26 protein-coding genes and 1 tRNA gene are annotated in these 19,952 nt (G+C 65.1%); 16 read left to right on the top strand and 11 right to left on the bottom strand.

What is annotated here, in order from left to right; genetic code table 11:
- Nucleotides 1–14: 14 nt before the first annotated feature.
- The 3 genes from QFZ21_RS03475 to QFZ21_RS03485 are packed head-to-tail and all read right to left on the bottom strand — an operon-like array spanning nucleotide 15 to nucleotide 2,650.
- On the bottom strand, nucleotides 15–1,199 hold the full coding sequence (locus QFZ21_RS03475; RefSeq protein ID WP_307374466.1) for an acetyl-CoA C-acetyltransferase: 1,185 nt from the start codon (nucleotides 1,197–1,199) through the stop codon (nucleotides 15–17).
- Nucleotides 1,192–1,860, bottom strand: a complete 669-nt coding sequence (locus tag QFZ21_RS03480) for a CoA transferase subunit B (protein ID WP_307374468.1) — start codon at nucleotides 1,858–1,860, stop codon at nucleotides 1,192–1,194. Before QFZ21_RS03480 ends, QFZ21_RS03475 begins: the two co-directional genes overlap by 8 nt.
- A 1-nt stretch (nucleotide 1,861) precedes the next feature.
- Nucleotides 1,862–2,650 carry a CoA transferase subunit A gene (locus QFZ21_RS03485; RefSeq protein ID WP_307374469.1) on the bottom strand — a complete coding sequence of 263 codons (789 nt, stop codon included), beginning with the start codon at nucleotides 2,648–2,650 and terminating at the stop codon, nucleotides 1,862–1,864.
- A gap of 105 nt (nucleotides 2,651–2,755) precedes the next feature.
- On the opposite strand from QFZ21_RS03485, the gene QFZ21_RS03490 reads away from it, so the two are divergent.
- The 4 genes from QFZ21_RS03490 to QFZ21_RS03505 are packed head-to-tail and all read left to right on the top strand — an operon-like array spanning nucleotide 2,756 to nucleotide 5,772.
- A complete protein-coding gene (locus QFZ21_RS03490) occupies nucleotides 2,756–3,544 on the top strand; it encodes an IclR family transcriptional regulator (protein WP_307374471.1) in 789 nt (262 codons plus the stop codon).
- 35 nt (nucleotides 3,545–3,579) lie between these two features.
- Nucleotides 3,580–3,996 carry a MarR family winged helix-turn-helix transcriptional regulator gene (locus QFZ21_RS03495; RefSeq protein WP_307374473.1) on the top strand — a complete coding sequence of 139 codons (417 nt, stop codon included), beginning with the start codon at nucleotides 3,580–3,582 and terminating at the stop codon, nucleotides 3,994–3,996.
- A 29-nt stretch (nucleotides 3,997–4,025) separates the two neighbouring features.
- Complete coding sequence (locus QFZ21_RS03500) at nucleotides 4,026–5,255, top strand: MFS transporter (RefSeq protein ID WP_373425993.1); 1,230 nt, start codon at nucleotides 4,026–4,028, stop codon at nucleotides 5,253–5,255.
- A 34-nt stretch (nucleotides 5,256–5,289) separates the two neighbouring features.
- Nucleotides 5,290–5,772 carry a YbaK/EbsC family protein gene (locus tag QFZ21_RS03505; RefSeq protein ID WP_307374475.1) on the top strand — a complete coding sequence of 161 codons (483 nt, stop codon included), beginning with the start codon at nucleotides 5,290–5,292 and terminating at the stop codon, nucleotides 5,770–5,772.
- Nucleotides 5,773–5,817: 45 nt separating this feature from the next.
- On the opposite strand, the gene QFZ21_RS03510 is transcribed toward QFZ21_RS03505, so the two are convergent.
- The gene (locus QFZ21_RS03510) at nucleotides 5,818–6,231 is read right to left on the bottom strand and encodes a hypothetical protein (protein ID WP_307374477.1); all 414 of its coding nucleotides are present in this window, start codon (nucleotides 6,229–6,231) and stop codon (nucleotides 5,818–5,820) included.
- A gap of 143 nt (nucleotides 6,232–6,374) precedes the next feature.
- Here QFZ21_RS03510 and QFZ21_RS03515 point away from each other — a divergent pair, with 143 nt between their 5' ends.
- The 9 genes from QFZ21_RS03515 (at nucleotide 6,375) to QFZ21_RS03550 (ending at nucleotide 12,092) form a co-directional block, all read left to right on the top strand.
- Entirely contained in the window at nucleotides 6,375–7,169 is a 795-nt protein-coding gene (locus tag QFZ21_RS03515) for an NAD(P)-dependent oxidoreductase (RefSeq protein WP_307374478.1), read from the top strand.
- Between the two features lie 312 nt (nucleotides 7,170–7,481).
- A complete protein-coding gene (locus QFZ21_RS03520) occupies nucleotides 7,482–7,733 on the top strand; it encodes a hypothetical protein (RefSeq protein ID WP_307374480.1) in 252 nt (83 codons plus the stop codon).
- Between the two features lie 514 nt (nucleotides 7,734–8,247).
- Nucleotides 8,248–8,742, top strand: coding sequence for a hypothetical protein (locus tag QFZ21_RS03525; protein WP_307374483.1), 495 nt, complete (start codon nucleotides 8,248–8,250; stop codon nucleotides 8,740–8,742).
- 298 nt (nucleotides 8,743–9,040) lie between these two features.
- On the top strand, nucleotides 9,041–9,394 hold the full coding sequence (locus QFZ21_RS03530; protein ID WP_307374485.1) for a hypothetical protein: 354 nt from the start codon (nucleotides 9,041–9,043) through the stop codon (nucleotides 9,392–9,394).
- Nucleotides 9,391–10,017 carry a hypothetical protein gene (locus QFZ21_RS03535; RefSeq protein WP_307374487.1) on the top strand — a complete coding sequence of 209 codons (627 nt, stop codon included), beginning with the start codon at nucleotides 9,391–9,393 and terminating at the stop codon, nucleotides 10,015–10,017. The genes QFZ21_RS03530 and QFZ21_RS03535 overlap by 4 nt, the downstream gene beginning before the upstream one ends.
- The gene (locus QFZ21_RS03540) at nucleotides 10,014–10,394 is read left to right on the top strand and encodes a hypothetical protein (protein ID WP_307374490.1); all 381 of its coding nucleotides are present in this window, start codon (nucleotides 10,014–10,016) and stop codon (nucleotides 10,392–10,394) included. The genes QFZ21_RS03535 and QFZ21_RS03540 overlap by 4 nt, the downstream gene beginning before the upstream one ends.
- 392 nt (nucleotides 10,395–10,786) lie before the next feature.
- Complete coding sequence (locus QFZ21_RS03545) at nucleotides 10,787–11,101, top strand: hypothetical protein (RefSeq protein WP_307374492.1); 315 nt, start codon at nucleotides 10,787–10,789, stop codon at nucleotides 11,099–11,101.
- A gap of 63 nt (nucleotides 11,102–11,164) precedes the next feature.
- Nucleotides 11,165–11,365, top strand: a complete 201-nt coding sequence (locus QFZ21_RS21030) for a WhiB family transcriptional regulator (protein ID WP_373426036.1) — start codon at nucleotides 11,165–11,167, stop codon at nucleotides 11,363–11,365.
- Nucleotides 11,366–11,516: 151 nt separating this feature from the next.
- Nucleotides 11,517–12,092, top strand: a complete 576-nt coding sequence (locus QFZ21_RS03550; protein ID WP_307374494.1) for a recombinase family protein — start codon at nucleotides 11,517–11,519, stop codon at nucleotides 12,090–12,092.
- Between the two features lie 60 nt (nucleotides 12,093–12,152).
- Here the strand turns inward: QFZ21_RS03550 and QFZ21_RS03555 are convergent, their stop codons facing one another.
- Nucleotides 12,153–13,022, bottom strand: a complete 870-nt coding sequence (locus QFZ21_RS03555) for a hypothetical protein (protein ID WP_307374496.1) — start codon at nucleotides 13,020–13,022, stop codon at nucleotides 12,153–12,155.
- Nucleotides 13,023–13,143: 121 nt separating this feature from the next.
- Between QFZ21_RS03555 and QFZ21_RS03560 the strand changes: the two genes are divergently transcribed.
- Nucleotides 13,144–13,599 carry a hypothetical protein gene (locus QFZ21_RS03560; protein WP_307374498.1) on the top strand — a complete coding sequence of 152 codons (456 nt, stop codon included), beginning with the start codon at nucleotides 13,144–13,146 and terminating at the stop codon, nucleotides 13,597–13,599.
- Nucleotides 13,600–13,623: 24 nt separating this feature from the next.
- On the opposite strand, the gene QFZ21_RS03565 is transcribed toward QFZ21_RS03560, so the two are convergent.
- Together QFZ21_RS03565 and QFZ21_RS03570 are read right to left on the bottom strand one after the other, a co-directional pair.
- Nucleotides 13,624–14,610, bottom strand: coding sequence for a RelA/SpoT domain-containing protein (locus QFZ21_RS03565; protein WP_307374500.1), 987 nt, complete (start codon nucleotides 14,608–14,610; stop codon nucleotides 13,624–13,626).
- Nucleotides 14,607–15,632, bottom strand: a complete 1,026-nt coding sequence (locus QFZ21_RS03570; RefSeq protein ID WP_307374502.1) for a nucleoid-associated protein — start codon at nucleotides 15,630–15,632, stop codon at nucleotides 14,607–14,609. The genes QFZ21_RS03565 and QFZ21_RS03570 overlap by 4 nt, the downstream gene beginning before the upstream one ends.
- 405 nt (nucleotides 15,633–16,037) lie before the next feature.
- Here QFZ21_RS03570 and QFZ21_RS03575 point away from each other — a divergent pair, with 405 nt between their 5' ends.
- Nucleotides 16,038–16,316, top strand: coding sequence for a hypothetical protein (locus tag QFZ21_RS03575; RefSeq protein ID WP_307374503.1), 279 nt, complete (start codon nucleotides 16,038–16,040; stop codon nucleotides 16,314–16,316).
- A gap of 25 nt (nucleotides 16,317–16,341) precedes the next feature.
- Here the strand turns inward: QFZ21_RS03575 and QFZ21_RS03580 are convergent, their stop codons facing one another.
- From QFZ21_RS03580 to QFZ21_RS03590, 3 genes are all read right to left on the bottom strand, one after another.
- Nucleotides 16,342–16,605: a hypothetical protein gene (locus QFZ21_RS03580; protein ID WP_307374505.1), complete on the bottom strand. Its 264-nt coding sequence runs from the start codon at nucleotides 16,603–16,605 to the stop codon at nucleotides 16,342–16,344.
- Between the two features lie 1,253 nt (nucleotides 16,606–17,858).
- Entirely contained in the window at nucleotides 17,859–18,191 is a 333-nt protein-coding gene (locus tag QFZ21_RS03585) for a hypothetical protein (protein ID WP_307374507.1), read from the bottom strand.
- Nucleotides 18,192–18,201: 10 nt separating this feature from the next.
- Nucleotides 18,202–18,399, bottom strand: coding sequence for an AlpA family transcriptional regulator (locus QFZ21_RS03590; RefSeq protein ID WP_307374509.1), 198 nt, complete (start codon nucleotides 18,397–18,399; stop codon nucleotides 18,202–18,204).
- A gap of 36 nt (nucleotides 18,400–18,435) precedes the next feature.
- Between QFZ21_RS03590 and QFZ21_RS03595 the strand changes: the two genes are divergently transcribed.
- A complete protein-coding gene (locus tag QFZ21_RS03595) occupies nucleotides 18,436–19,665 on the top strand; it encodes a tyrosine-type recombinase/integrase (RefSeq protein WP_307374512.1) in 1,230 nt (409 codons plus the stop codon).
- Between the two features lie 100 nt (nucleotides 19,666–19,765).
- On the opposite strand, the gene QFZ21_RS03600 is transcribed toward QFZ21_RS03595, so the two are convergent.
- A tRNA-Lys gene (locus QFZ21_RS03600) sits at nucleotides 19,766–19,838 on the bottom strand.
- Nucleotides 19,839–19,952: the final 114 nt, after the last annotated feature.

Genomic DNA, 19,952 nt, shown 5'->3' on the forward strand with positions numbered 1-19,952 from the left:
TGAGCACTTCGGGATCAGCGCGTCAGGATGAGGGCTTCGCCCTGACCGCCGCCTCCGCACAGCGCGACCACAGCCGTCCCTTCGCCGCGGCGGGCGAGTTCGTGGGCGACGTGCACGACGAGGCGGTTGCCGGATGCTCCGATCGGGTGCCCGATAGCGATGCCGCCGCCGTGGATGTTCACGATCTCGCTGTCGAGGCCGAGTTCCGTCTGGGACCGCGCGACCACTGCGCCGAACGCCTCGTTGATCTCGACCAGATCGAGATCCGCCGGTGAGATGCCCTGCTTGGCGCACGCCTGCTCGATCGCCCGTGCCGGCTGCGCCTGCAGGGAGTTGTCGGGCCCGGCGGTCTGTCCGCTCGCGCCGACGGTGACCAGCACGGGCCAGCCCTTCGACTGCGCCGTGCCACGCGTGGTGACGATCACCGCGGACGCTCCGTCGGAGATCGGCGAGGAGTTCCCCGCCGTGATCGACCCGCCCTCGGCGAAGGCCGCGCGCAGACCGGCGAGAGTCTCGACGGTCGACTCGGGGCGGACGCCCTCGTCGCGCGTCACCTGCACCGGCTCGCCGCGCCGCTGGGGCACCTCGATCGCGACGATCTCCGCATCGAAGACGCCCGCGGTCTGGGCGGCCGCCGCCCGCTGGTGCGAGAGGGCCGCCACCGTGTCCTGGGCTTCTCGGGTGAGCTCGTAGCGCGCGTTGTGCCGCTCGGTCGAGGCGCCCATGCTCTCCCGGTCGTACGCATCCGTCAACCCGTCGTACGCCATGTGGTCGAGCACCTCGACGGTGCCGTAGGCCCATCCGTCTCGGGAGCCCATCAGCAGGTGCGGAGCGCGCGTCATCGACTCCATGCCGGCCGCGACCACGACCTCGGCATCGCCCGTGCGGATCATCCGTGCCGCGTCGATGACGGCGGTGAGTCCGGAGAGGCACACCTTGTTGACCGAGTGAGCCGGGACGTCCCAGCCGATACCGGCACCGATCGCGGCCTGACGAGCCGCGTTCTGGCCCGATCCCGCGGCGAGCACCTGGCCGACGATGACCGCGTCGACGTCCTCCGGGTCCACCGATGCCTGCTCCAGCGCGCCGCGGATGGCGAACGACCCCAGCTGCGGCGCGGTGAAAGCGGCGAGCTGCCCCTTCAGGCGGCCCTGCGGGGTGCGGGCGGCGGCGACGATGACGATGTCGTTCTCAGCCATGTTGTTCGGTCCTTCCGGTGGTGAGGGAGTCGGAGATGAGGAGCGGGGGTTCTGTCGCCGCGACGACCTCCTCGACGGTGACCCCCGGTGCGGTCTCGACGAGCACCAAACCCTGATCGGTGACATCGATCACGGCGAGGTCGGTGATGATGCGGTCGACCACACCTCGGCCGGTCAGCGGGAGCGTGCAGGCGTCGACGATCTTCGGGGTTCCGTCTTTGGCGACGTGCTCCATCAGCACGATCACCCGGCCGGCGCCGTGCACGAGATCCATGGCGCCACCGGGCCCCTTGACCATCTTGCCCGGGATCATCCAGTTGGCCAGGTCTCCGGTCGCCGAGACCTGCATGGCGCCGAGGATGGCCGCGTCGATCTTGCCGCCCCGGATCATTCCGAAGCTCAGCGCGGAGTCGAAGAACGCCGAGCCCGGGAGCGTGGTGACGGTCTCCTTGCCCGCATTGATCAGGTCGGGGTCGACCGCCTCTTCGCGCGGGTACGGCCCGACGCCGAGGATGCCGTTCTCCGACTGCAGCACGACGGTCACGCCCGCCGGCACGTGGTTCGGCACCAGTGTGGGCAGGCCGATGCCGAGGTTCGCGTAGGCGCCGTCCTGCAGCTCGGCGGCAGCACGGGCCGCCATCTGGTCTCGGGTGAGCGCCATGTCAGGCTCCTTCCGCGGCGTCTGCCGGTTGCGAGACCGTGCGCCGTTCGATGCGCTTGGGGATGTCGGTGCCGACCTCGACGATGCGGTGCACGAAGACGCCCGGCAGGTGGATGTGGTCGGGGTCGAGCTCCCCCGGCTCCACCAGGCGTTCCACCTGCGCGATGCAGACGCGGCCCGCCATCGCGGCCAGCGGGTTGAAGTTGCGGGCCGCCTTGTTGAAGACGAGGTTGCCGTGCCGGTCGCCGATCGCGGCATGAACGAGCGCGAAGTCGGTCGTGATCGCCTCCTCCAGCACGAAGTCCTTGGGCACGCCGTGCACGTCGAAGCTGCGGACGTCCTTCGCCGACGATGCCACGGCGACCGAGCCGTCGGGGTTGTATCGACGGGGCAACCCGCCCTCGGCGACCTGGGTTCCGACGCCGGTCTGGGTGAAGAACGCGCCGATGCCCGAGCCTCCGGCACGCAGCTTCTCGGCGAGGGTTCCCTGCGGAGTGAGTTCCAGCTCGAGCTCCCCGGAGAGGAACTGCCGCTCGAACTCCTTGTTCTCGCCGACGTACGACGACGTCATCTTGCGGATGCGTTGCGCGCCCAGCAGGATGCCGAGGCCCCAGTCGTCCACACCACAGTTGTTGCTGACGATGCTGAGTTCTCTCGTGCCCTGCGCGAGCAGGGCTTCGATGAGAGCGATCGGGTTGCCGGAGAGCCCGAAACCGCCGACGGCGAGAGACGATCCATCTTCGATGTCGGCGACAGCTGCCGTCGCGGATTCCCATTGCTTGTCGATCACGCCTGCTCCTTCGGATACGCGGACCTCTCCAGCATCCGCCCGCCGAGGTCCGGAAGGGAACCCCGGTCTTGCGATGTGGTCGAACCAGCGGATAGCGTCCACATCATGGAACAGCAGCCGCTCGCCGTGCCCGGCACTCAGGCCATCGCCCGGGCGGCGCGCCTACTGCGTCTGGTGACCGCGGCGGGAGCCGACGGCTCCACGCTGCAGGAGCTGGCGAGATCCGCGGACCTCTCGCGCTCGACGGCGCATCGCCTGCTCAGCGCGCTGAAGGCGGAGGGGCTCGTCGACCGGGACGCCGAGAGCACTCGGTGGATGCCGGGGCCGGAGCTCTTCCTCATGGGAACGGTTGCGGCGGCGCGGTACGACGTGACGGCTCTCGCGCGGGACATCGTGCGGTCGCTGGCGGTCAAGACCGAGGAGAGCGCGTTCTTCTCGGTGCGCCGCGCCGACGAGACGGTCTGCCTGCTGCGCGAGGAGGGCTCGTTCCCGATCCGGTCCTTTGTCCTCAGCGAGGGCGTGCGGTTCCCCCTCGGTGTCGCGAGTGCGGGCCTGGCGATCCTGGCGTTCCTGCCTGACCACGATGTGGATGCCTACCTGGAGCGCCACCCGGAGCTCGTGAGCGCCTGGGGGCGCGCACACGGCGAGAGCCCGCTGCGCACACGCCTCGCTGAGACGAAGGAGCGCGGGTATGCGATCAACCCGGGCCTGATCGTCGAGGGCAGCTGGGGCATGGGGGCTGCGGTGTTCGATCGGTCGGGTCGGCCGGAGTGGGCACTGAGTCTGACCGGGGTCGAGTTCCGCTTCGGTCATGAGCGCACCGCCGAACTCGGTCGCATTCTGCTCTCCCATGCGCACCAGCTCTCGGCGCGGATCGCCAGCGCTCGCCGATAATCGCAGTACATACCATCAGGTATATACTGATTGGTATGAATCGATCGGATGTCATCGGATCCCTGGTGCTCTCGGGTTATGCGCTCGGCCGCATCGCGGCGCAGGATGCCGGGAACGACGCACCTGCAGCCCAGTGGCGCGTCCTCAGCCTGCTGGAGCAGGCAGGCCCGCAGCGAGTGGGCGCGCTGGCAGTATCCGCCCGCACGACGCAGCCGGGCATGACCAGGCTCATCGGGGGTCTGGAGCGCGAGGGCCTGGTCCTCCGCTCCCCCGATCCCGACGATTCGCGGGCGATCGTCGTCGACATCACCCCGGCCGGCACCGCGGCCATCGCTGCATGGCGCGTCGAGTTCCGGGAAACGCTGGCTCCGCACTTCGCGGACCTGAGCGAAGACGACTGGGCCGCCCTGACCCGCGCTGCAGAGATCCTCGCGCTGCGCGCCGCTGACTAGAAGAACCACGAGAAGACTGGAGAATCACGGTGAACGCCCCCGCCCGCCCCTCGGTATGGAAGCAGCCTGCGCAGGTATGGGCCGTCGCCTTCGCCTGCGTCGTCGCGTTCATGGGAATCGGACTCGTCGACCCCATCCTGCCGGCCATCGCCGAGTCGCTCGAAGCGTCGCCCGTCGAGACCGAACTGCTGTTCACCAGCTACCTGCTCGTGACCGGTCTGGCCATGCTCGTCACCAGCTGGATCTCGAGCCGGATCGGCGCCAAGGCCACACTGCTCATCGGACTCGCCCTCATCGTCGCCTTCTCGCTCCTGTGCGCGCTGAGCGGCAGCGTCGACGCGGTCATCGGCTTCCGTGCCGGTTGGGGCCTCGGCAATGCTCTCTTCATCTCCACGGCCCTGGCGACGATCGTCGGCGCGGCATCCGGCGGCAGCAGCGCAGCCATCATCCTGTACGAGGCCGCGCTCGGGCTCGGCATCGCGATCGGACCGCTGCTCGGCGGCCTCCTCGGCGAGCAGAGCTGGCGTGGTCCCTTCTTCGGCGTGGTCGTGCTGATGGCGATCGCATTCCTCGCCGTGCTGGTGCTCCTGCGCGGTCCCGGTGAGAAGCGGGTGCCCGTGCGATTCTCCGCGCCGTTCACGGCACTGCGCCGCCCGGCACTCGCGATCCTCGCGGTCGCTGCGCTGTTCTACAACATCGGCTTCTTCGTGCTGCTGGCGTTCTCGCCGTTCCCCCTCGGGTTCGGCGCGCTCGGCATCGGATTCACCTTCTTCGGCTGGGGCGTCGCGCTCGCGGTCACCAGCGTCTGGGTCGCGCCCGTCCTGATGCGTCGGATGCCGCGCACACGCATCCTCCTCATCGTGCTGCCACTGCTCGCGGTCGATCTCGTCGCGGCCGGGCTCGTTGTCGGAAACGCGGGAGCGCTCGTCGCGTGCATCGTCATCGGCGGGCTGCTGCTCGGCGTCATGAACACCGTGCTCACCGAGGCCGTGATGGAAGCGACGGATCTCCCCCGCTCGGTGGCGTCGTCGGCATACTCCGCCGTGCGCTTCCTCGGCGGCGCGATGGCGCCTCCCATCGCGGCGCTGCTGTGGCACGCCTTCAACGCGACGGTGCCGTATGTCTTCGCCGCAGCATCCGTTCTGCTCGCTGCCGTCACCGTCTTCCTCGGGCGTCGCGTGCTGGCGCACATCGATGACGAACCAGCGGATGCCACCGCCGAAGACGCCGAGGCCATCCTGATCGGCGACGCCGCCTGAGGAACCCGGCACGCCGCTTCGGTACGGTGGGGCCATGACTGACCTGTCCCACCTTCCGGAGCGCAGCCGCGTCGTACACCGCCACCTGTCGGATGCCGGCTTGTCAGCGCAGATCCGCGTGCTCCCCGATTCCGCTCGCACAGCGGCCGAGGCAGCGGCAGCGATCGGATGCGACGTCGCGGCGATCGCGAACAGCCTGGTCTTCCTCGCCGACGGTTCGCCGGTGCTCGTCATGACCAGCGGCGGGCACCGCGCAGACCTCTCCGTCCTCGCACACGGTATCGGCGCGACCGAGATCGCGATGGCGCCGGCATCCGTCGTCCGCTCTTCCACGGGTCAGGCCATCGGCGGAGTCGCCCCCGTCGGGCATCCGACACCTTTGCCGACCTACATCGACGAATCGCTCGGGGAACTCGAGGAGACCTGGGCAGCAGCCGGCCACCCGCACACGGTGATGCCGCTGACGTTCGACGAGCTGCGTCGGATCACCGGCGGTCAGGTCATCCCTGTCGTGTGACCCCATCAAGGATCGCCGGGGCATCCTCACCGGTGACCGCCGCCATCACTTCACCGTCACTTCGATCTTCGCTGTCTTCCGATCATCGGGGTCCTCAGGCACCGACCCGCGGAAGAGGAACTCGAACTCGATCACGGTCGTGCCCTCGCCCGCCGGAGCGAATCGGTAGCTGAGTTCGCTCGGCGCTCCGGTCTCGCCGGGCTCCCCGAGATACGTCGACCGCTTCTCCCCCGGCGCGAGCACAGCCGCATCAGGTTCCTCGGTGATCGACCACTCCTGGCCGACGGTGGCGTTGACCTCGCCGAAGTCGACGATGAGCGCTTCGCCCGGCGTGAGAACGACGGATTCGGCTGTGTGGTCCACGGTCTTCTCCGCTGCACCCGCGCAGGAGACGAGACTGAGGGCGATCGCCAGCGCACCCGCTGCGGCCGTCACCACTCGACTGAGTCGACGCATCATCCTCCCTCCGCGATCACGGTATCGCATGGCACGAGCACGCACCTTCATCGAAATCAGCTCAGCTGGGCGAAGGATGGGGATGGTGACGTCTTCACGGACTCCGGCGATCAGAGCCAGTTGCGTCTTCCGTTAGCGTCGGTCTCATGGATGACACGCACACACGCCGCTGGGCCGTCACGGGAGCCGCTGGGACGATCGGACGTGCGCTCCGCGCGCACCTCGCCGAGACATCGGTCGAACTCGTATCGATCGATGTCTCGGAGATCACCCGAGTGGGCCGGTCGGAACGCCTCGTCCGCTGCGACATCGGCGATCTGACCGGTCTGGAGAGCGCCTTCGAAGGATGTGAGGGCGTGGTCCATCTGGCCGGAATCGCCGACGAGGCGGACTTCCACGACCTCGCCGAGGTCAACATCGTCGGCACGTACCACGTGCTCGAGGCGGCGCGCCGCGCCGGAGTCGGCCGCGTCGTGTACGCCAGTAGTAACCGCCTGACCGGGTCCTACCCGACCGAGACGCTGGTGGACGAAGCAATGCCTCCCCGCCCCGACGGGTTCTACGGGGTATCCAAGGTCGCCGGTGAGGCGCTCTGCCGGCTCTACACGGACAAGTTCGACCTGAGCACGATCGCTCTGCGAATCGGTACGTACGAACCTGCTCCGGGCTCAGCGCGCGAGATGCGCACCTGGCTCAGCCCTGGCGATGCACTCCGCGCCTTCGACGCCGCGATGACCACCCCGCAGGCGCACACGGTGTTCTACGCCGTCTCGAACAACACCGAGCGCTGGTGGAGCCTCGAGGCTGCGCGAGCAGCGGGCTTCGAACCGTCCGACGACGCCGCCGCTCACGGAAGCCACGACCCGCTTCCCGCCGACCAGCGGCAGGGCGGGATGTACGCCACACCCGAGTACTCGCTCGACCGGATGCGCTCCGACTGACGCGCGGAAAGCAGAAAAGCCCCGAAGACTGGCGAGAGTCTCCGAGGCTGATCCGTGCACCCCCTCGGACTTGAACCGAGAACCCACTGTTCGACCAGAGGTGGAATCGAGTGTGATCGCGTGTGAATGTCCGCGTGTGGATATCTGTAGAAAACCCTGTTCAACGGCCCGATTCTGAAACTGAGTCGCGACGCCCAATCACGGAACTTCCCGGATGCATCCTGACTACATCCTGACTAAAACGCGGCGAGCGCAATGGAGCCATCACGCTAGGGTCTGGACATGAGCAACCAAGTCCCTTTCACTCAGGCGATGTACGACGCGCAGCAGCGGTCAGCCGCGCACGACACGGCCCGGCGCGCGGCCCGCGCAGCCGAATCCACTGATGAGCACATCCAGCGCCTCGTGGATGCAATGGAGACCCAGCTCGACCTCGCGAAGGCGTCGCAAGTCTCGGCGGAGTCGGCGCAGAAGTTCTCCAGGTGGATATCCATCAGCTCGCTCATCGTCGCCGTGGCTTCGCTAGGAGCCGCAATCGCGGCGATTGTCGTGACCGTCCAATGACACTGAGTCACGGTTAGTGCGTAACTCGCAGAAATAAATGCCCGGTTAGCGCGTATTTACATGATGTAGACAGGGCGCATCTGTGCGGGTACTCTCACCCTGAACCCGTCCAGGGGCAGACATGGAAATGCCGCCCCGGTCCTGGCAGACACGAGGCGGCAACGAAGGATTTCCGATGTCGATGCTACCCGCCGACGCTCCACGTCGCACTCCTCGACGGGTGCCCCTCCTCTACCGCTCTGACGACCCTCGATTCTCGGTTAGCGCGTACGCGCCTAGAAAGCTGACGCTCGCAGAGATGCAGCGTGGGGTTAGCGCGAACTCCGCGTCAAATAAGGTGCCCGCACACGAGCCGGGCGTTAGTGCGTATAGCGCGTCAACGAACCCCGTTCTACCCCCCAAGGAGAGACCGACCGACGAGGGCACGCTCTGGACCTTCTCCTCGATGGCGACGAGAGCGCGAACGGCTGGACGGTCACAGCGAAAGATTCTGCGGTTCCCTCCTCTGCGACCGATGTACGCGAAGAGTCGCACCGACGCTGACGGCAACGTGATCCGCAAGGGCGCGAGCTACCAGGGCGACATCTGGACATACCTGGCCAAGTGGGGCTTCAGGACGCTGAACGACCTCGACGGCGCTGGATACGCACCTCCGTCTCACGCCGACCTCGCGGCCATGTTCGAACGCCGAGTCTTCGAGCGGGCAAAGACGTACGACACCTACTACAGCAACCGCGGGCACGGCATCAGCATGAGCGACGTTGAGATGATGGCCCCCGCAGCAGCAGAAGCAGTGCTCCGTGACTGGTCTCCGGACTGGATTCGAAAAACGAGAGAGTGGGGTGCCGCAGGAGGACGGAAGTCTCGACCCTCCGAACCGGCCTACTCCGATGAAGACCTCGATGCTCTCGTAGCACTCGACGGGCAGACCAAGGCGCAGCAGTCCATCGCCCTCGATGTCTCGCAGAGCACCATTGATCGAATGCGGCGAGCGCTCCGCAGCCGTTAGCGCGTACTGCACTAAATCCCTGAGCTGTCGGTCCCTCAACACGGTCTAGTGACCGATGGCCGATATCCTTGGTATGGAACGTTCAGCCGTCGCGACTGCATCGCCCCGCCGTGTCGGCAGGCCCTGCGCAGTGTGTGCACTCAGCTCCGAGCAGCGCACCGCGCTGGAGACGGCACTTGCCGCGGGTACCCCCATTTCCCGAATTGCCGAGCAGAGCTGGGCACCAGGGCGAGAGTCCATCTCACACCACCTCCGCAGCGGGCACCTTCCCCAGCAGCTCCAGGAACAGGCTGAACGGGTGCTGGGCCTCGACCATACGACCGTGCTCGCCCGAGTCTCTGACATCGCCGGTCGAGCCCGCACAGCAGCGCTGGAAGCCGCAGACGCAGGAGACCGTGCAGCGGTGTTGAAGGCCGGTGACTCCGAACTCCGTGCCCTGGGCATCCTCACCGCAAACGGCGAGACCAGCGAGCAGGAGATCGCACTCCGCTCGATGTTCCGTGACATCGCCGCAGCCGTCATCCGACTGGCACGCCACGACGCCGCCGCAGCCGAGCCCGTCGCCGCCGAGCTGGACCGGATGCATCGCTCGGCCATCGCCGCCGACATTCGCGAGCAGTACCCCGAATCGAGAATCGAGAATCGACCATGACCGACATCATCGAGTCCCCACGGCAGCGCCTGCATCGTCTCCGTGCCGAGCTGGCCGAACGCGAGGCGGTGGCAACAGCCCCCGCAGAAGCCCAGCTCCGTCTTCCTGTTCCCGGCACGACGATCCATTGTCTCGTCAGCGGCACGACGATCAGCACCGGCACGAGCTTCACGTCGCGTGGAGCCGTGCTCGACCGAGGCACGAACATCACGGTCACCGCCGACATGATCGAGGGAAACCGAGACGCCGGAGGGCGATACCGCGGTCCCGCGCTCGTGCACGATGCTGATGCTCAGATCGCCGCACACGGGTGTGTTCTGTTCGCCCCTGGACCCGCACCCTCCGACATGGTTCCCGAGCGCGGCACGCCGACCTGGCGCGAGCAGCGCGAGAACGCTCGGCAGGCCGCACATCGTGAGGCAGACCCCGTTCGTCGGCGGGCCGCGCTGGACCAGGTTGAGCGCAAGCACGGACCCGCGCCGACCACGAGCACGATTCTGAATTCGACGCCGGACCCATCGATCAAGCTCGCGGAGCAACAGCGCGCTGAGCTGGATGCGCAGGGCCTCAGACTCAAATGGTCCTACGACGCAGTCGAGCCCGGAGTAAAGGTGCGACGATGAGCGGCGCACCTGGAAACGCCTCTCGCAGCGTGCACAGAGCTCTCCGCGACCTCGTCGCCAGCTACCTGGACTCCCAAGGCATCCAGGCCGTCACGAAGCGCCAGGCCGTCAGCATCTCGGACTCGCTCAGCGAGGAAGTCGCTCTCGTACCTGACCTCAGCATCTCGGGCGTTGATGTCGACGTGAGCAGCAAGCTTCGCCACCGTCTGAGCGAGTCCCTGGACTCTGTGCAGCGCGGTGCAATCCTCCGGGACGTGCCCGCCTACGGGTTCGTTCAGTGGCGCGCTGACCGCGACATCTCGGGTGCCTACGTGGTCCTGGACCTCGCGAGCTTCGCCCGTCTCCTCCGCGGCGATCATCTCCCGTCGCCGCCCTAACCCCATGCCACCGCGCGGGTTGCTCCTCAGTCTCCTCGCGCGGGTCCGCCGCCTGAGTTGTGAGCGACGGCGGCACCCCGGCCTCCTCCGTCTCGTTGTCATCGTTCGGCGGAGGGGGCCGGACTCTAAGACCCCGGCCCCCCGCCCAACTAAAAGAGTTGGCTGAACGGAAATCAACGCGGGGGGTCGGCCCCCTTCAAGGAGACATCGTGAAGACCAAGCACGCGAGAACAATCGGAGCGTTCAGAACGTCGGGCGTGAATCCTCGACCACAGGCCCCACACGCCCCTCAGCAGCCTCCGCAGGCCGCAGCGTCGCCCGCACCCCGAGCGGCTCCCCCAGCGCGTCCTGCGCCGCGCACGGCACCGCAGCGCCCGCAGGACGCCACGACGATGCAGGAGGCCATCGACGGCCTCATGCGAGCCGGTGCCGAGCCGGGGCCGCAGCTCGTGACTCCGAGGTTCAAGAGCACGGCGGGACCATGGCTTCAGTTGGGAGCGCATCAGGTGCGCCTGCCCCCGGAGGTGGCCATCGCCACAGCCGTCGCCGCAAGCGGGCACCACTACGCCCTCCTCGCTCATCTCGACGGCAGCACGGAAGAGGGCCGAGTTCAGATTCTCATCGCCGTGCAGCGAGGCGTCCTCGAACTCATCGGTGTCCCCGCATACGCCCTCCGCGACGCGCGTCGGGCCTACTTCGGGTTGTGACCGATGAGCGCCGCATCGGACAGGTGGGCCGAGCTGAAGACGGCGCTCCTTGTTCATGAGCCGATGTGTGCAGATGACCTCAGGTTCGTGGACGACGGGCGCAGTGATGCAGCGAACCGCGCTCTCCGGCCAGTGTGCGAGTCGTGCCCGATCCTGGCGCAGTGCGAGGCATACGCCGTCGCAGCTCCTCGACATGCCATCGTGGGCTACTGGGCGGGAGCGCGGAGGGGTGTCCGACCACGGGAGTCTGCTATTCGTCAGTGATCACGGTTGAGTGTCCGATGTCCTGATAACGAACAGTCGCACGGCAAGGCACCGTTCGCCCCATACGGCAGCTCGAATCTGTCTCAGAAGTATGTCCGGAATGCTGGCTGTCCGCTTGCGTCAATGTGCCAGGATCGGACATAATGAGAGTATGACCACTTCCAGCACCTCCCGCACCTACGGCTACGTCCGCGTCAGCACCCGTCGCCAGACGGTCGATCAGCAGATGGATGCGCTCCTCGCCGCGGGTGTGCCCGCCGACAACATCTATGGCGACGTCATCTCGGGAGCCAAATGGGACCGGGACGGACTGTCTGACCTTCGCAAGCTCCTGCGTTCGGGAGACACGCTCGTCGTCGTCGCTCTCGACCGGCTGGGGCGCTCACTTTCAGAAATGGTGAAGCTCCTCGATTGGATTGTTTCGGAGGGCATCGAGCTTCGCTCCCTGCGTGAGGGAATCGACCTCACAACCCCCACGGGTCGGATGCTCGCCGGTATCTTCGCCAGCTTGGCCGAGTATGAGCGCGCACTTATCCTGGAGCGCGCAGAGGCCGCACGCGATGCAGCTCGCGCCCGTGGCCGTCAACTTGGACGCCCGAAATCGATGGATGCCGAGAAGATCGAAACCGCGCGAGCCCTCCTCGCCTCCGGCATCTCCCGCGTGCAGGTGGCCAAGCGCGTGGGTGTTTCTCGCGCCGCGCTCTACCGTGAGATTCCGGTCGTTTGACCCGTTGTTCGATAGTTATCCGGACGCTCCCCGGATAACGTGCGTGGAGCCCTCTGCGGCCTACGGCGTAGACGCGCTGATGTCCTGGACGGTTGGTGTCTGCGCGACCCTCGGGACAGAGTCCACGAAGCTCACTGTGGCGGCTGACGTGGTTCCAGCGTCGAAGTGGCTGGTGAACTCCAGATCGGAATCTTCTATCGCTGAGTACCACTTCTGTCCGTACCCGTGTCCATTCAAGAACAACTTGATGCCGGTTGCGGTGACGCGAAAAACGAAGAACGCGCGTTGCGCATCGAAGGCTCTTCCCTTGGTGTAGCTGACTACCCTGCTCAGGTAATCCCCGTCTCCATGCGACATCTCGGTTAGGCAGTCTTCTCGTTCTAGCCCGTACGCAGCCTCATACAGGCGGTGGAGGTGAGCGTCCTCCTTCAGCGGCCAATCCAATGAATCGAACAGGCCTTCGACGTCAACCACGAAGTGTCGGGTAGTCCAATCCCACAACGTGTGTAGGCCGTCAGCGATGACTCGCGCGCGAACACCGCTGTACAACACATAGTGCAGCCTCAGTTGGTCGGCAGACATTCGCCCGACGAGAGCCGCCCATGAAACTCCCGCGTCGTTTTCGCCGTCATTGGACCGGCCAGAGGCGAGGACGCCGCTCAGGTACTCAGCGACGAACTCATCATCGGACCACTGAGCTTTCTCGAACACCGCGGCAGCGACCCGAAGCGGCACGGCACCGGGGCTCTCCAAGTTAGTCTTCTTCTCGCCACGCTGGGCGATGCGTTCCACTCGGCGTCGGTACCGTTTGACCAGATTCTGCGCCGACTCCTCTGCGACTGGGCCTAGCCACTTGTTGAGAAGACCGCCCGCCGACTTGCTAAGTTCTCCGACCGCGCCCACGGCAGCAGTGGCAATTGGATCGACCATGCAGGCACCATATCGCGATCCTCCGACAAATTCGGAGCAAGGGTTTACCTCCCAGTTGCGCCAGGCGTAACACGGATAGGTGCGCTCCGAAATACGGGGACTACCTGGAAGGAACCCGACCATGGACACTAACGACAAGACCCGGGAAATCCGACTTCGCCGCGCAGCTCAGCGCCAGGGGCTGAGCCTGCACAAATCCCGGAGCCGCGACCCCCGCGCCATCGGTCACGGCCTCTTCCACATCGCTGATGGGAACAACACCGCCGTCGCCGGACACGGACTCACGGGCCACGAGATGAGCCTCGATGACGTGGAGGTATACCTGGCCGACGCGCAGGACTTCGATGTCCATTTTGAGAACTTCACCGGCCACGCCGAGCTGGAGCAGACGCGCCCCTTCTTGTGGTGGCAGGAACACTACCGCCTGGGCAATCGCACCTTCTCCGGCTGGATGCTTGCCGAACCCGCCGATTCACCTCGGGACCACTTCATCGGCGCTGGCCGCTGTGATCTCGCCTACGCGGCACTGAAGGCGCGCGCCGTGCTGAGCCAGTGGGCCGAGGACAGCGGCCGTTGATCTAACCGAGACTAGATATCCGCGCTACTCCGTGAGAACGATGTTGAAGGAGTCGCATGTTTTTCGCACGATGTCCTCAAGGTCGGTGTCTCGGATCGCGTCCAAAAGGAGACTCTCGCGATGAGTTGCCCGCTCCAGGACCGCGAGCACTTCAGGCTGAGTCGACAACCAGTCGCGACTGTCGATGTAAGAATCAGCACCTGGTTGATGCGCGCGCAACTGTGTGGCGAGACTCGTTGCTTCGTTCAGATAACTATCAATCAGTTCGACGAAGCGCGGCTTCTCGTCCTCTGCGTAGGCCTCCCACAGGATTGTGATGATGTCTAGATCGGTCGGAGCTCCGCCTGGCTCGCTGAGAAGCGCCTCGTACTGGTCATCCAGATACTCGACGGCTCTAGCTAGCTCGTATGCAGGCAATGACTCCCTCTTCTTGAACATCCGCTGAACTTCATCATCGAAGATTTCAACAACAGCAGTGAGACGGTGGATCACGCGGGTGATGCGGCGAGGCGGTGTGATAAGCCCCTTGTACAGGAGCTTATGCGAGACCACCGACCAAGCATCCTGCGAGCGAGTACGTATCTGAACCTCGCACAGGATCGGCCCCCCGACCGCATCCTTCGAGACACCGTCATCAACCGTCACGTGCGTACCGGCGTAGAAGAGCCTGTCGACATCCCCTGACTTCACCTCTGTGACGCAACTGGCCCAGCCGTATGCCTCCAATGCGCGGCGCGCGGCCTTGCAGTCTCGCTTAGTGGAGCAGATGACCCGGACTCCCACCTTGTCGGTGATCGATTCCCACTCACGGACCACGCCGGGTGTCTTGCTCAGTTTGCGTATCAAGCTCCGGGCGGCCTTCACGCGCGACGTGACGTAGTGCTCGCCCGCCACGGGGCCGACGATCTCTCGGACTTGTTTTCGGTACGCCCTATCTGCTTCCGTCAACATCGGGAGTGAGTCCGTGTAAATCTTCGCCGGAGAAGTCTGCGCGGCGCTCTTATCCGTCACCGCGGCCCCTTCGAGAGGTCGTAGCTCTCGGGGTTGTCATTGATGACGATACTGGTTTCGGTGACTTCGACGATGCCCGCATCTATTGCGCTGGAGCTTGCCTGGACGATCACCCCATGCCCCGTGCGTACCCGCAGCCCTCCGATGGAGCTTGACACGAGTGTCGTGTCCTTGCGAAATTCGTTGGCAAGCACCTGATGCGGTATCAACGCTCTCAGTTCGTCCCGGTCCTCCCGGTCGATGAAGTCACGAACGAAGCCCGAGACGTTCAAGTTCGGTGTGGGACTCTCGAGTACCGCCGCAACTGCGCCCCCGTAGCGAAGCTTCTTCTCATCGGAAAGTGAGGGGGACTTGAGGAAGCGACCCACGCTCTTTACAAAATCTTCCGTCAGCTTCTCGGCCTGGTGCACCAGTTCGAACCCGAGGTACCCGTCAAGGAAGTAATCGGCGTAGCCCTGTCCGTTCTGGCGGTCGACCATGAGACCCATCAGACGCTGGGTCGTTGGGTTGATCCATAGAAGTGCGATCTTGTACACCTGGGCGGCGCGTCCCAAGATCAGTTCGTCAAGGTGCTCAACCTCGAAAGAAATCACGCCGTCCGCATCGACCGACTGTCTCAGACGAACGCCTTCTTGGTGTTCGGCCTTCATTATCACCAAACGATCAATGGAGTCCGCGCGGGCGAGCGAGCAGAGGAAGACGCCCGCTGAAGCTGACCCGCCCTGCGATGCATGAAGGTGTTCCGCCATGCTCTGCGAGGCTGTCTCAAGTTGAGAGTGATCGAGCAGAACCGAGCGAGCCAAGTCCGGGATTGGGCTTCCTAGGTCGGTGTTGTAGACGATCTCGCGACCCTTCGCGAAGGATGGCTGAAGCATCTCCTCACGGATAAACCGATCCGTCTGAGGATTGAGAGTCGTTGGGTCCTGAGACAGCACAACCCTCGCACCGCCGTCAATGAATTTCCCCCGCGGGACTTCGTGGATCATCGTCGAGACAAGCGTGATTGGTGGAACAGTCGGCATCTTCGCCCCTCCATGCGTATGCGAGCATGCTACCCAGGCCCGGCCAACCCACTGCGACCAACATCCGGCCCGAACCGATGCACCCGCGTCCCTGGAGCATACTGGCCGTACACCAGAACCTGGCTCTGCCACTGATCCTTGTGACGTTCGCGCAGTCTCCACCGTTGTGATCGCTTCGCCTTCTGCGAAGCGGCGCAGCTAGAACTGCGGCAAGAGATGGTGCCGCTTCGCGACTTGGGCGCGGCATCTGGGCTGTGTGCTCGTCCCTGCTGGGGTGCCAGTCCAGCAGCCATACTGATGAGATGAGACGAGCTGCGGTCGCCGTTGCACTGTTCTTGCTGTCCATTGCCGGACTGGCGGGGTTGCAGTGCGATCCCCGCGGTCACACCCGCATGTGACGACGCAATGGTCGCCGCCGAGCAGGAGACGGGCGAGAACGAGACCGCTATCCTTGCCACCCTCGATGAGTGCGCGGACGCGGAGGACTGGATCGTTGGCTTGCAGGCCCGCCCCACAGCGGGCTCGTTCACCTCGTACACCAGGGCTGAGGCAATTGACTTCTTGGACCTCGCATGCATCCGACGCATCGACGCAGCCGTGTGCATCGACGCCGCAGAACGGGGACATCTCACGTTCGAGTTAGACGATCCACGTCTTCCTGATCTGCAGGTGCCACACCCCTGAAGAAACTCGCAGCGATACTTGCGAATCACTGATAGGTCTTGTGAACGTGCCAGCCATCCTCGCCCTTGTAGACGTCGAAAACGAACGTCACCCCGTCTTCGTCGGTCCCCTGAAATCGCCAGCCATACAGGCCATGATGAGCTTCGCCGGGAGTCACTGACCACGACGAGTGCCTCAGCCGCGTCGGAGTGTCCGAGACGCGCCAGCGTCGGCCCGCAAAGACCATCCGAGTAGGGACGTCGTCCGTCATCCAGAGGGTTGCGGCGTGGTCGACTGTCGGCGTGCTCATGGGTTAAGACCATAGAACAGATGTTCGAATCTTGCTACCCTCGAACATGCCGGGAAGGTGAGGTGCGGCGTGTGGGTGCAGGGGATCGACTGAAGTACTCGAACGACATTCGCGCTCAGCGCGCCGCGGTCATTGCAGCCGCGAAGCGTGGGCCGCTCCAGTCGCTCTCGGATCGAGAACTGGCGCTGAGGGAGACGCCAGTCACCATCTACCCACATGCACTACAGCGAACAGTGCGAGCGTGGGTTCGATTCGGAGCTGAGGCCGTCCGGGTGGACGCGAGGCTCGTGCGTTCGACGCCGACCGCCGCAGGAATCGAGTTTCGAGCCGAGGGACAGACGTTTCGGTGCTGGGTCTGGGGCAATGCCATTCAGCTCGCCGACCATGAAGGCGTGAGTTCACTCTCGCCGACCTGAACCGCTGCCGCTGGCCGACGACGATAAGTTACTGCCTTCCGCCGCGCGAGTTTCCCCAGAGACCCGCACGGCGGAAGGGTAGAGCTTGGATGCGGTGAGTCCCCAGGAACCGCATCACTGCCGCTCTGGGACGAAGAGTAGCCTCTGCTCTCCGCGTGCGTCTAGATGAAGACGGTGTACAAGAATCGGCGCACGTGTCCAGCGGCCTGCCGCCGCATCCCTTCACGCCGCGACAGGCCGCCAGTGTTGCGGAGGCTCAGCCGCGCCGTCCCCAGACGCGCGACCCCATCCGCAGCGACCGACCTTATGCCGACACGCGCGAGGAGTGAAAGGGGTACCGATATATCGCTCATTTCGGTATGTTGACGCCTAGATCGCAGAAAGCAGCGATCTACCGGGCCGGTGAAGTCCCCAGCAACACCGGCAGGTGGCCCCGAGGGTTCCCCAGACCTGCCGGGGCCACCGCCCACTCTGATAGCTCGCTGACGCGGGCACACGAACCCCAAGCGAAGCCATGCCCACCGATGAGCACCCCGTAGGCCCGACGCAGCAAGATCGCGACGTGCTCATCCGCCATCTCGACGAGCTAATCGACCGCGATTGGGTCTGCGAAGCGAACACGTTTGAGTATGTCGGTGATGGTCCGCTGTGGATACTAGTGACCGTCGACGACGGCATCGTGTCAGTGCACCATCGGGAGTCCGAGGGAGAGGACCTTCGGGTCTCGCACTTCATCGGTTACCAACTGGTGGAAAAGGCTGTGGCATTCACGAATAGACTCCGTGGCTCCCCGTCGTAGCGGCGAGCCAGGTCGCCTCACGCGCGCTGATTCATGCTTTACGGATTCGCTTCGTCGCCTTCCTGGGACGCAGCAGCGGCAGCAATAGCAGCCTTGCGCCGCAGGTACGACTCGTGATGTTGAACGCGCCTGCGCTCCCGGCGCTTCTTCTCCTCGGCAGAGAGCGACGTGGCCCCGGCCTGGCGCTCCGCCTCCAGTATCACCGCGGCGGATGCAGCCTTTGCGATCTCGATGGCGTACTCCGGGTCCTGCCGGAAGGCGACATCAGCGAGTTTCCACAGATGACGCATGCGCGCATGCATCCGTGCCTCGGGGTCGATCTCGATCTCCCCGTTCGCGATCATCTCGTCGAGGTCGGCGGGCGTGTCCATGCCGTCCGTGTTAGGTCGCATCGCGCTCTCCAGCTCGGAGCCACGCATCGACATCGGACTGCCGGTAGCGGATGCGCCCACCCGCGTGGATGAAGCGCGGACCAGTCCCCCGATATCGGAGCTGGGCAAGCGCAGGAACCGACCGACCGAGATAGGTGGAGACCTCGCGCGGCGTGAGTAGTCGGGAGCCCCCGTTATTGTTCGTCATATCCGTGATACGCCCCCGATGCGCGAGAGAGCAAGGATGAGCACGAAAGTTTGGATCGCTGACACCTGGCTTTACTCCAACGGAGAGCGGAAGGGTGAGAAGAAGCCGGGCTACGGCACTGGCCAGCGCTGGCGTGTCGTCTGGATCGATCCCGACACCAACCACGAGCGGTCCCAGAGCTTCCCGAAGAAACCTCAGGCCGAAGCACACAAGACGTTCGTGGAGAACTCCCTTCGAGAGAACAGCTACACCTCCCCCGAGGTCGCCGCGATGACCGTGGCCGACGCCGTCGAAGCCTGGATGAACTCGAAGAAGAATCCCGGCGAGGCGAGCCGCAGCACCTACCGCGACCGCATCGAGAACTACGTCCTGCCTCGATGGGGAAGCACTCGCCTGAGCGCCGTCAGACGCACCGACGTGGACACGTGGGTCTCTGCCCTCCAAGACGGCTCAGCGCCCCGCAGAGAGGGCGTGAGAGGCGCGCAGCGGCCCTTGAAGCCTGCGACCATCGACGCCGTTCTCGTGCCGTTCATCGCCGGGCTGAGGTTCGCCGTCCAGGAGGGCTGGATCAGACGCAATCCCGCGTCGGGAGTCGAGACGCCGCGCATCGAGTCTGAACCCGTGATCTTCCTGACCTACACCGAGCTGGAGAAGCTGATCGAGTCGATGCGAATCACCGCGACCGCACAGGATGCCCTCCTCGTCGGCATCATGGGCAACGTCGGCCTGCGCCCCGGTGAGGCGTTCGCGCTCGACGTCGGAGACGTTGATCTGGCTCGTCGCCGCATCTCGATCTCGAAGACATTCACGGTCAATGGCAAGCGCGCTCCCATCATCGGCAAGACGCCCAAGACCCGCGCGGGCATCCGCGAGGTACCCATCCCCCCGCACCTCGTGGATGACCTTCGCGCGCAGATCGCCAAGCGCCCCAAGGCGGCCCCGTTGTTCGTGAACCGTGAGGGCAAGCACGAGAGCACCGCGAACTGGCGCAACCGGCAGTGGAAGAAGGCGACCGAGGCGGCGAAGTCCCCCACGGGGCTCACCCCGAAGGGGCTACGGCACACCGCAGCGTCGCTCGCAATCGCGGCCGGGGCCGATGTGCTCATGGTCCAGAAGATGTTGGGCCATGCCGACGCCAAGGAGACGCTCAACACCTATGCGAAGTTGTTCCCGGACCGCATGGACGAGGTTACTGCGAAGATGACGAAGGCGCGAGATCGAGCGCTCCGAAAGGCCTCGAAGAAGGCGAATCCTGAGCCGTCCTGACTAGCGGGATGGGCGAGCGCATCCTGACTGCATCCTGACTGGGCATTCATCAGCAGCAAGCAAAAATCCCCCGATCTGGCGAGAGATCAGGGGATTTTCGTGCACCCCCTCGGACTTGAACCGAGAACCCACTGATTAAGAGTCAGTTGCTCTGCCGATTGAGCTAGAGGTGCGTGGTCTGGGATGACCCCGACCGAGGAATTACATTACCAGCCGATCGGTCCCATGCGAAATCGACGCGACCCCGGGCGTGGCCCGTCGTCACACGAGGTAAGGGTGGCCGAAGG

This window comes from Microbacterium sp. W4I20 (assembly GCF_030816505.1).
Classification (GTDB): domain Bacteria; phylum Actinomycetota; class Actinomycetes; order Actinomycetales; family Microbacteriaceae; genus Microbacterium.

Excerpts from the sequence above, each read along its gene's own strand:
- QFZ21_RS03580 (WP_307374505.1), bottom strand. The coding sequence starts at position 16,605 with ATGAGCACGCCGACAGTCGACCACGCCGCAACCCTCTGGATGACGGAC.
- QFZ21_RS03495 (WP_307374473.1), top strand. The coding sequence starts at position 3,580 with ATGAATCGATCGGATGTCATCGGATCCCTGGTGCTCTCGGGTTATGCG.
- QFZ21_RS03555 (WP_307374496.1), bottom strand. The coding sequence starts at position 13,022 with ATGGTCGATCCAATTGCCACTGCTGCCGTGGGCGCGGTCGGAGAACTT.
- QFZ21_RS03590 (WP_307374509.1), bottom strand. The coding sequence starts at position 18,399 with ATGACGAACAATAACGGGGGCTCCCGACTACTCACGCCGCGCGAGGTC.
- QFZ21_RS03520 (WP_307374480.1), top strand. The coding sequence starts at position 7,482 with ATGTACGACGCGCAGCAGCGGTCAGCCGCGCACGACACGGCCCGGCGC.
- QFZ21_RS03515 (WP_307374478.1), top strand. The coding sequence starts at position 6,375 with ATGGATGACACGCACACACGCCGCTGGGCCGTCACGGGAGCCGCTGGG.
- QFZ21_RS03535 (WP_307374487.1), top strand. The coding sequence starts at position 9,391 with ATGACCGACATCATCGAGTCCCCACGGCAGCGCCTGCATCGTCTCCGT.
- QFZ21_RS03545 (WP_307374492.1), top strand. The coding sequence starts at position 10,787 with ATGCAGGAGGCCATCGACGGCCTCATGCGAGCCGGTGCCGAGCCGGGG.
- QFZ21_RS03490 (WP_307374471.1), top strand. The coding sequence starts at position 2,756 with ATGGAACAGCAGCCGCTCGCCGTGCCCGGCACTCAGGCCATCGCCCGG.
- QFZ21_RS03570 (WP_307374502.1), bottom strand. The coding sequence starts at position 15,632 with ATGCCGACTGTTCCACCAATCACGCTTGTCTCGACGATGATCCACGAA.
- QFZ21_RS03510 (WP_307374477.1), bottom strand. The coding sequence starts at position 6,231 with ATGATGCGTCGACTCAGTCGAGTGGTGACGGCCGCAGCGGGTGCGCTG.
- QFZ21_RS03525 (WP_307374483.1), top strand. The coding sequence starts at position 8,248 with ATGTACGCGAAGAGTCGCACCGACGCTGACGGCAACGTGATCCGCAAG.
- QFZ21_RS21030 (WP_373426036.1), top strand. The coding sequence starts at position 11,165 with ATGTGTGCAGATGACCTCAGGTTCGTGGACGACGGGCGCAGTGATGCA.
- QFZ21_RS03595 (WP_307374512.1), top strand. The coding sequence starts at position 18,436 with ATGAGCACGAAAGTTTGGATCGCTGACACCTGGCTTTACTCCAACGGA.
- QFZ21_RS03550 (WP_307374494.1), top strand. The coding sequence starts at position 11,517 with ATGACCACTTCCAGCACCTCCCGCACCTACGGCTACGTCCGCGTCAGC.
- QFZ21_RS03505 (WP_307374475.1), top strand. The coding sequence starts at position 5,290 with ATGACTGACCTGTCCCACCTTCCGGAGCGCAGCCGCGTCGTACACCGC.
- QFZ21_RS03480 (WP_307374468.1), bottom strand. The coding sequence starts at position 1,860 with ATGGCGCTCACCCGAGACCAGATGGCGGCCCGTGCTGCCGCCGAGCTG.
- QFZ21_RS03475 (WP_307374466.1), bottom strand. The coding sequence starts at position 1,199 with ATGGCTGAGAACGACATCGTCATCGTCGCCGCCGCCCGCACCCCGCAG.
- QFZ21_RS03540 (WP_307374490.1), top strand. The coding sequence starts at position 10,014 with ATGAGCGGCGCACCTGGAAACGCCTCTCGCAGCGTGCACAGAGCTCTC.
- QFZ21_RS03560 (WP_307374498.1), top strand. The coding sequence starts at position 13,144 with ATGGACACTAACGACAAGACCCGGGAAATCCGACTTCGCCGCGCAGCT.
- QFZ21_RS03575 (WP_307374503.1), top strand. The coding sequence starts at position 16,038 with ATGGTCGCCGCCGAGCAGGAGACGGGCGAGAACGAGACCGCTATCCTT.
- QFZ21_RS03585 (WP_307374507.1), bottom strand. The coding sequence starts at position 18,191 with ATGGACACGCCCGCCGACCTCGACGAGATGATCGCGAACGGGGAGATC.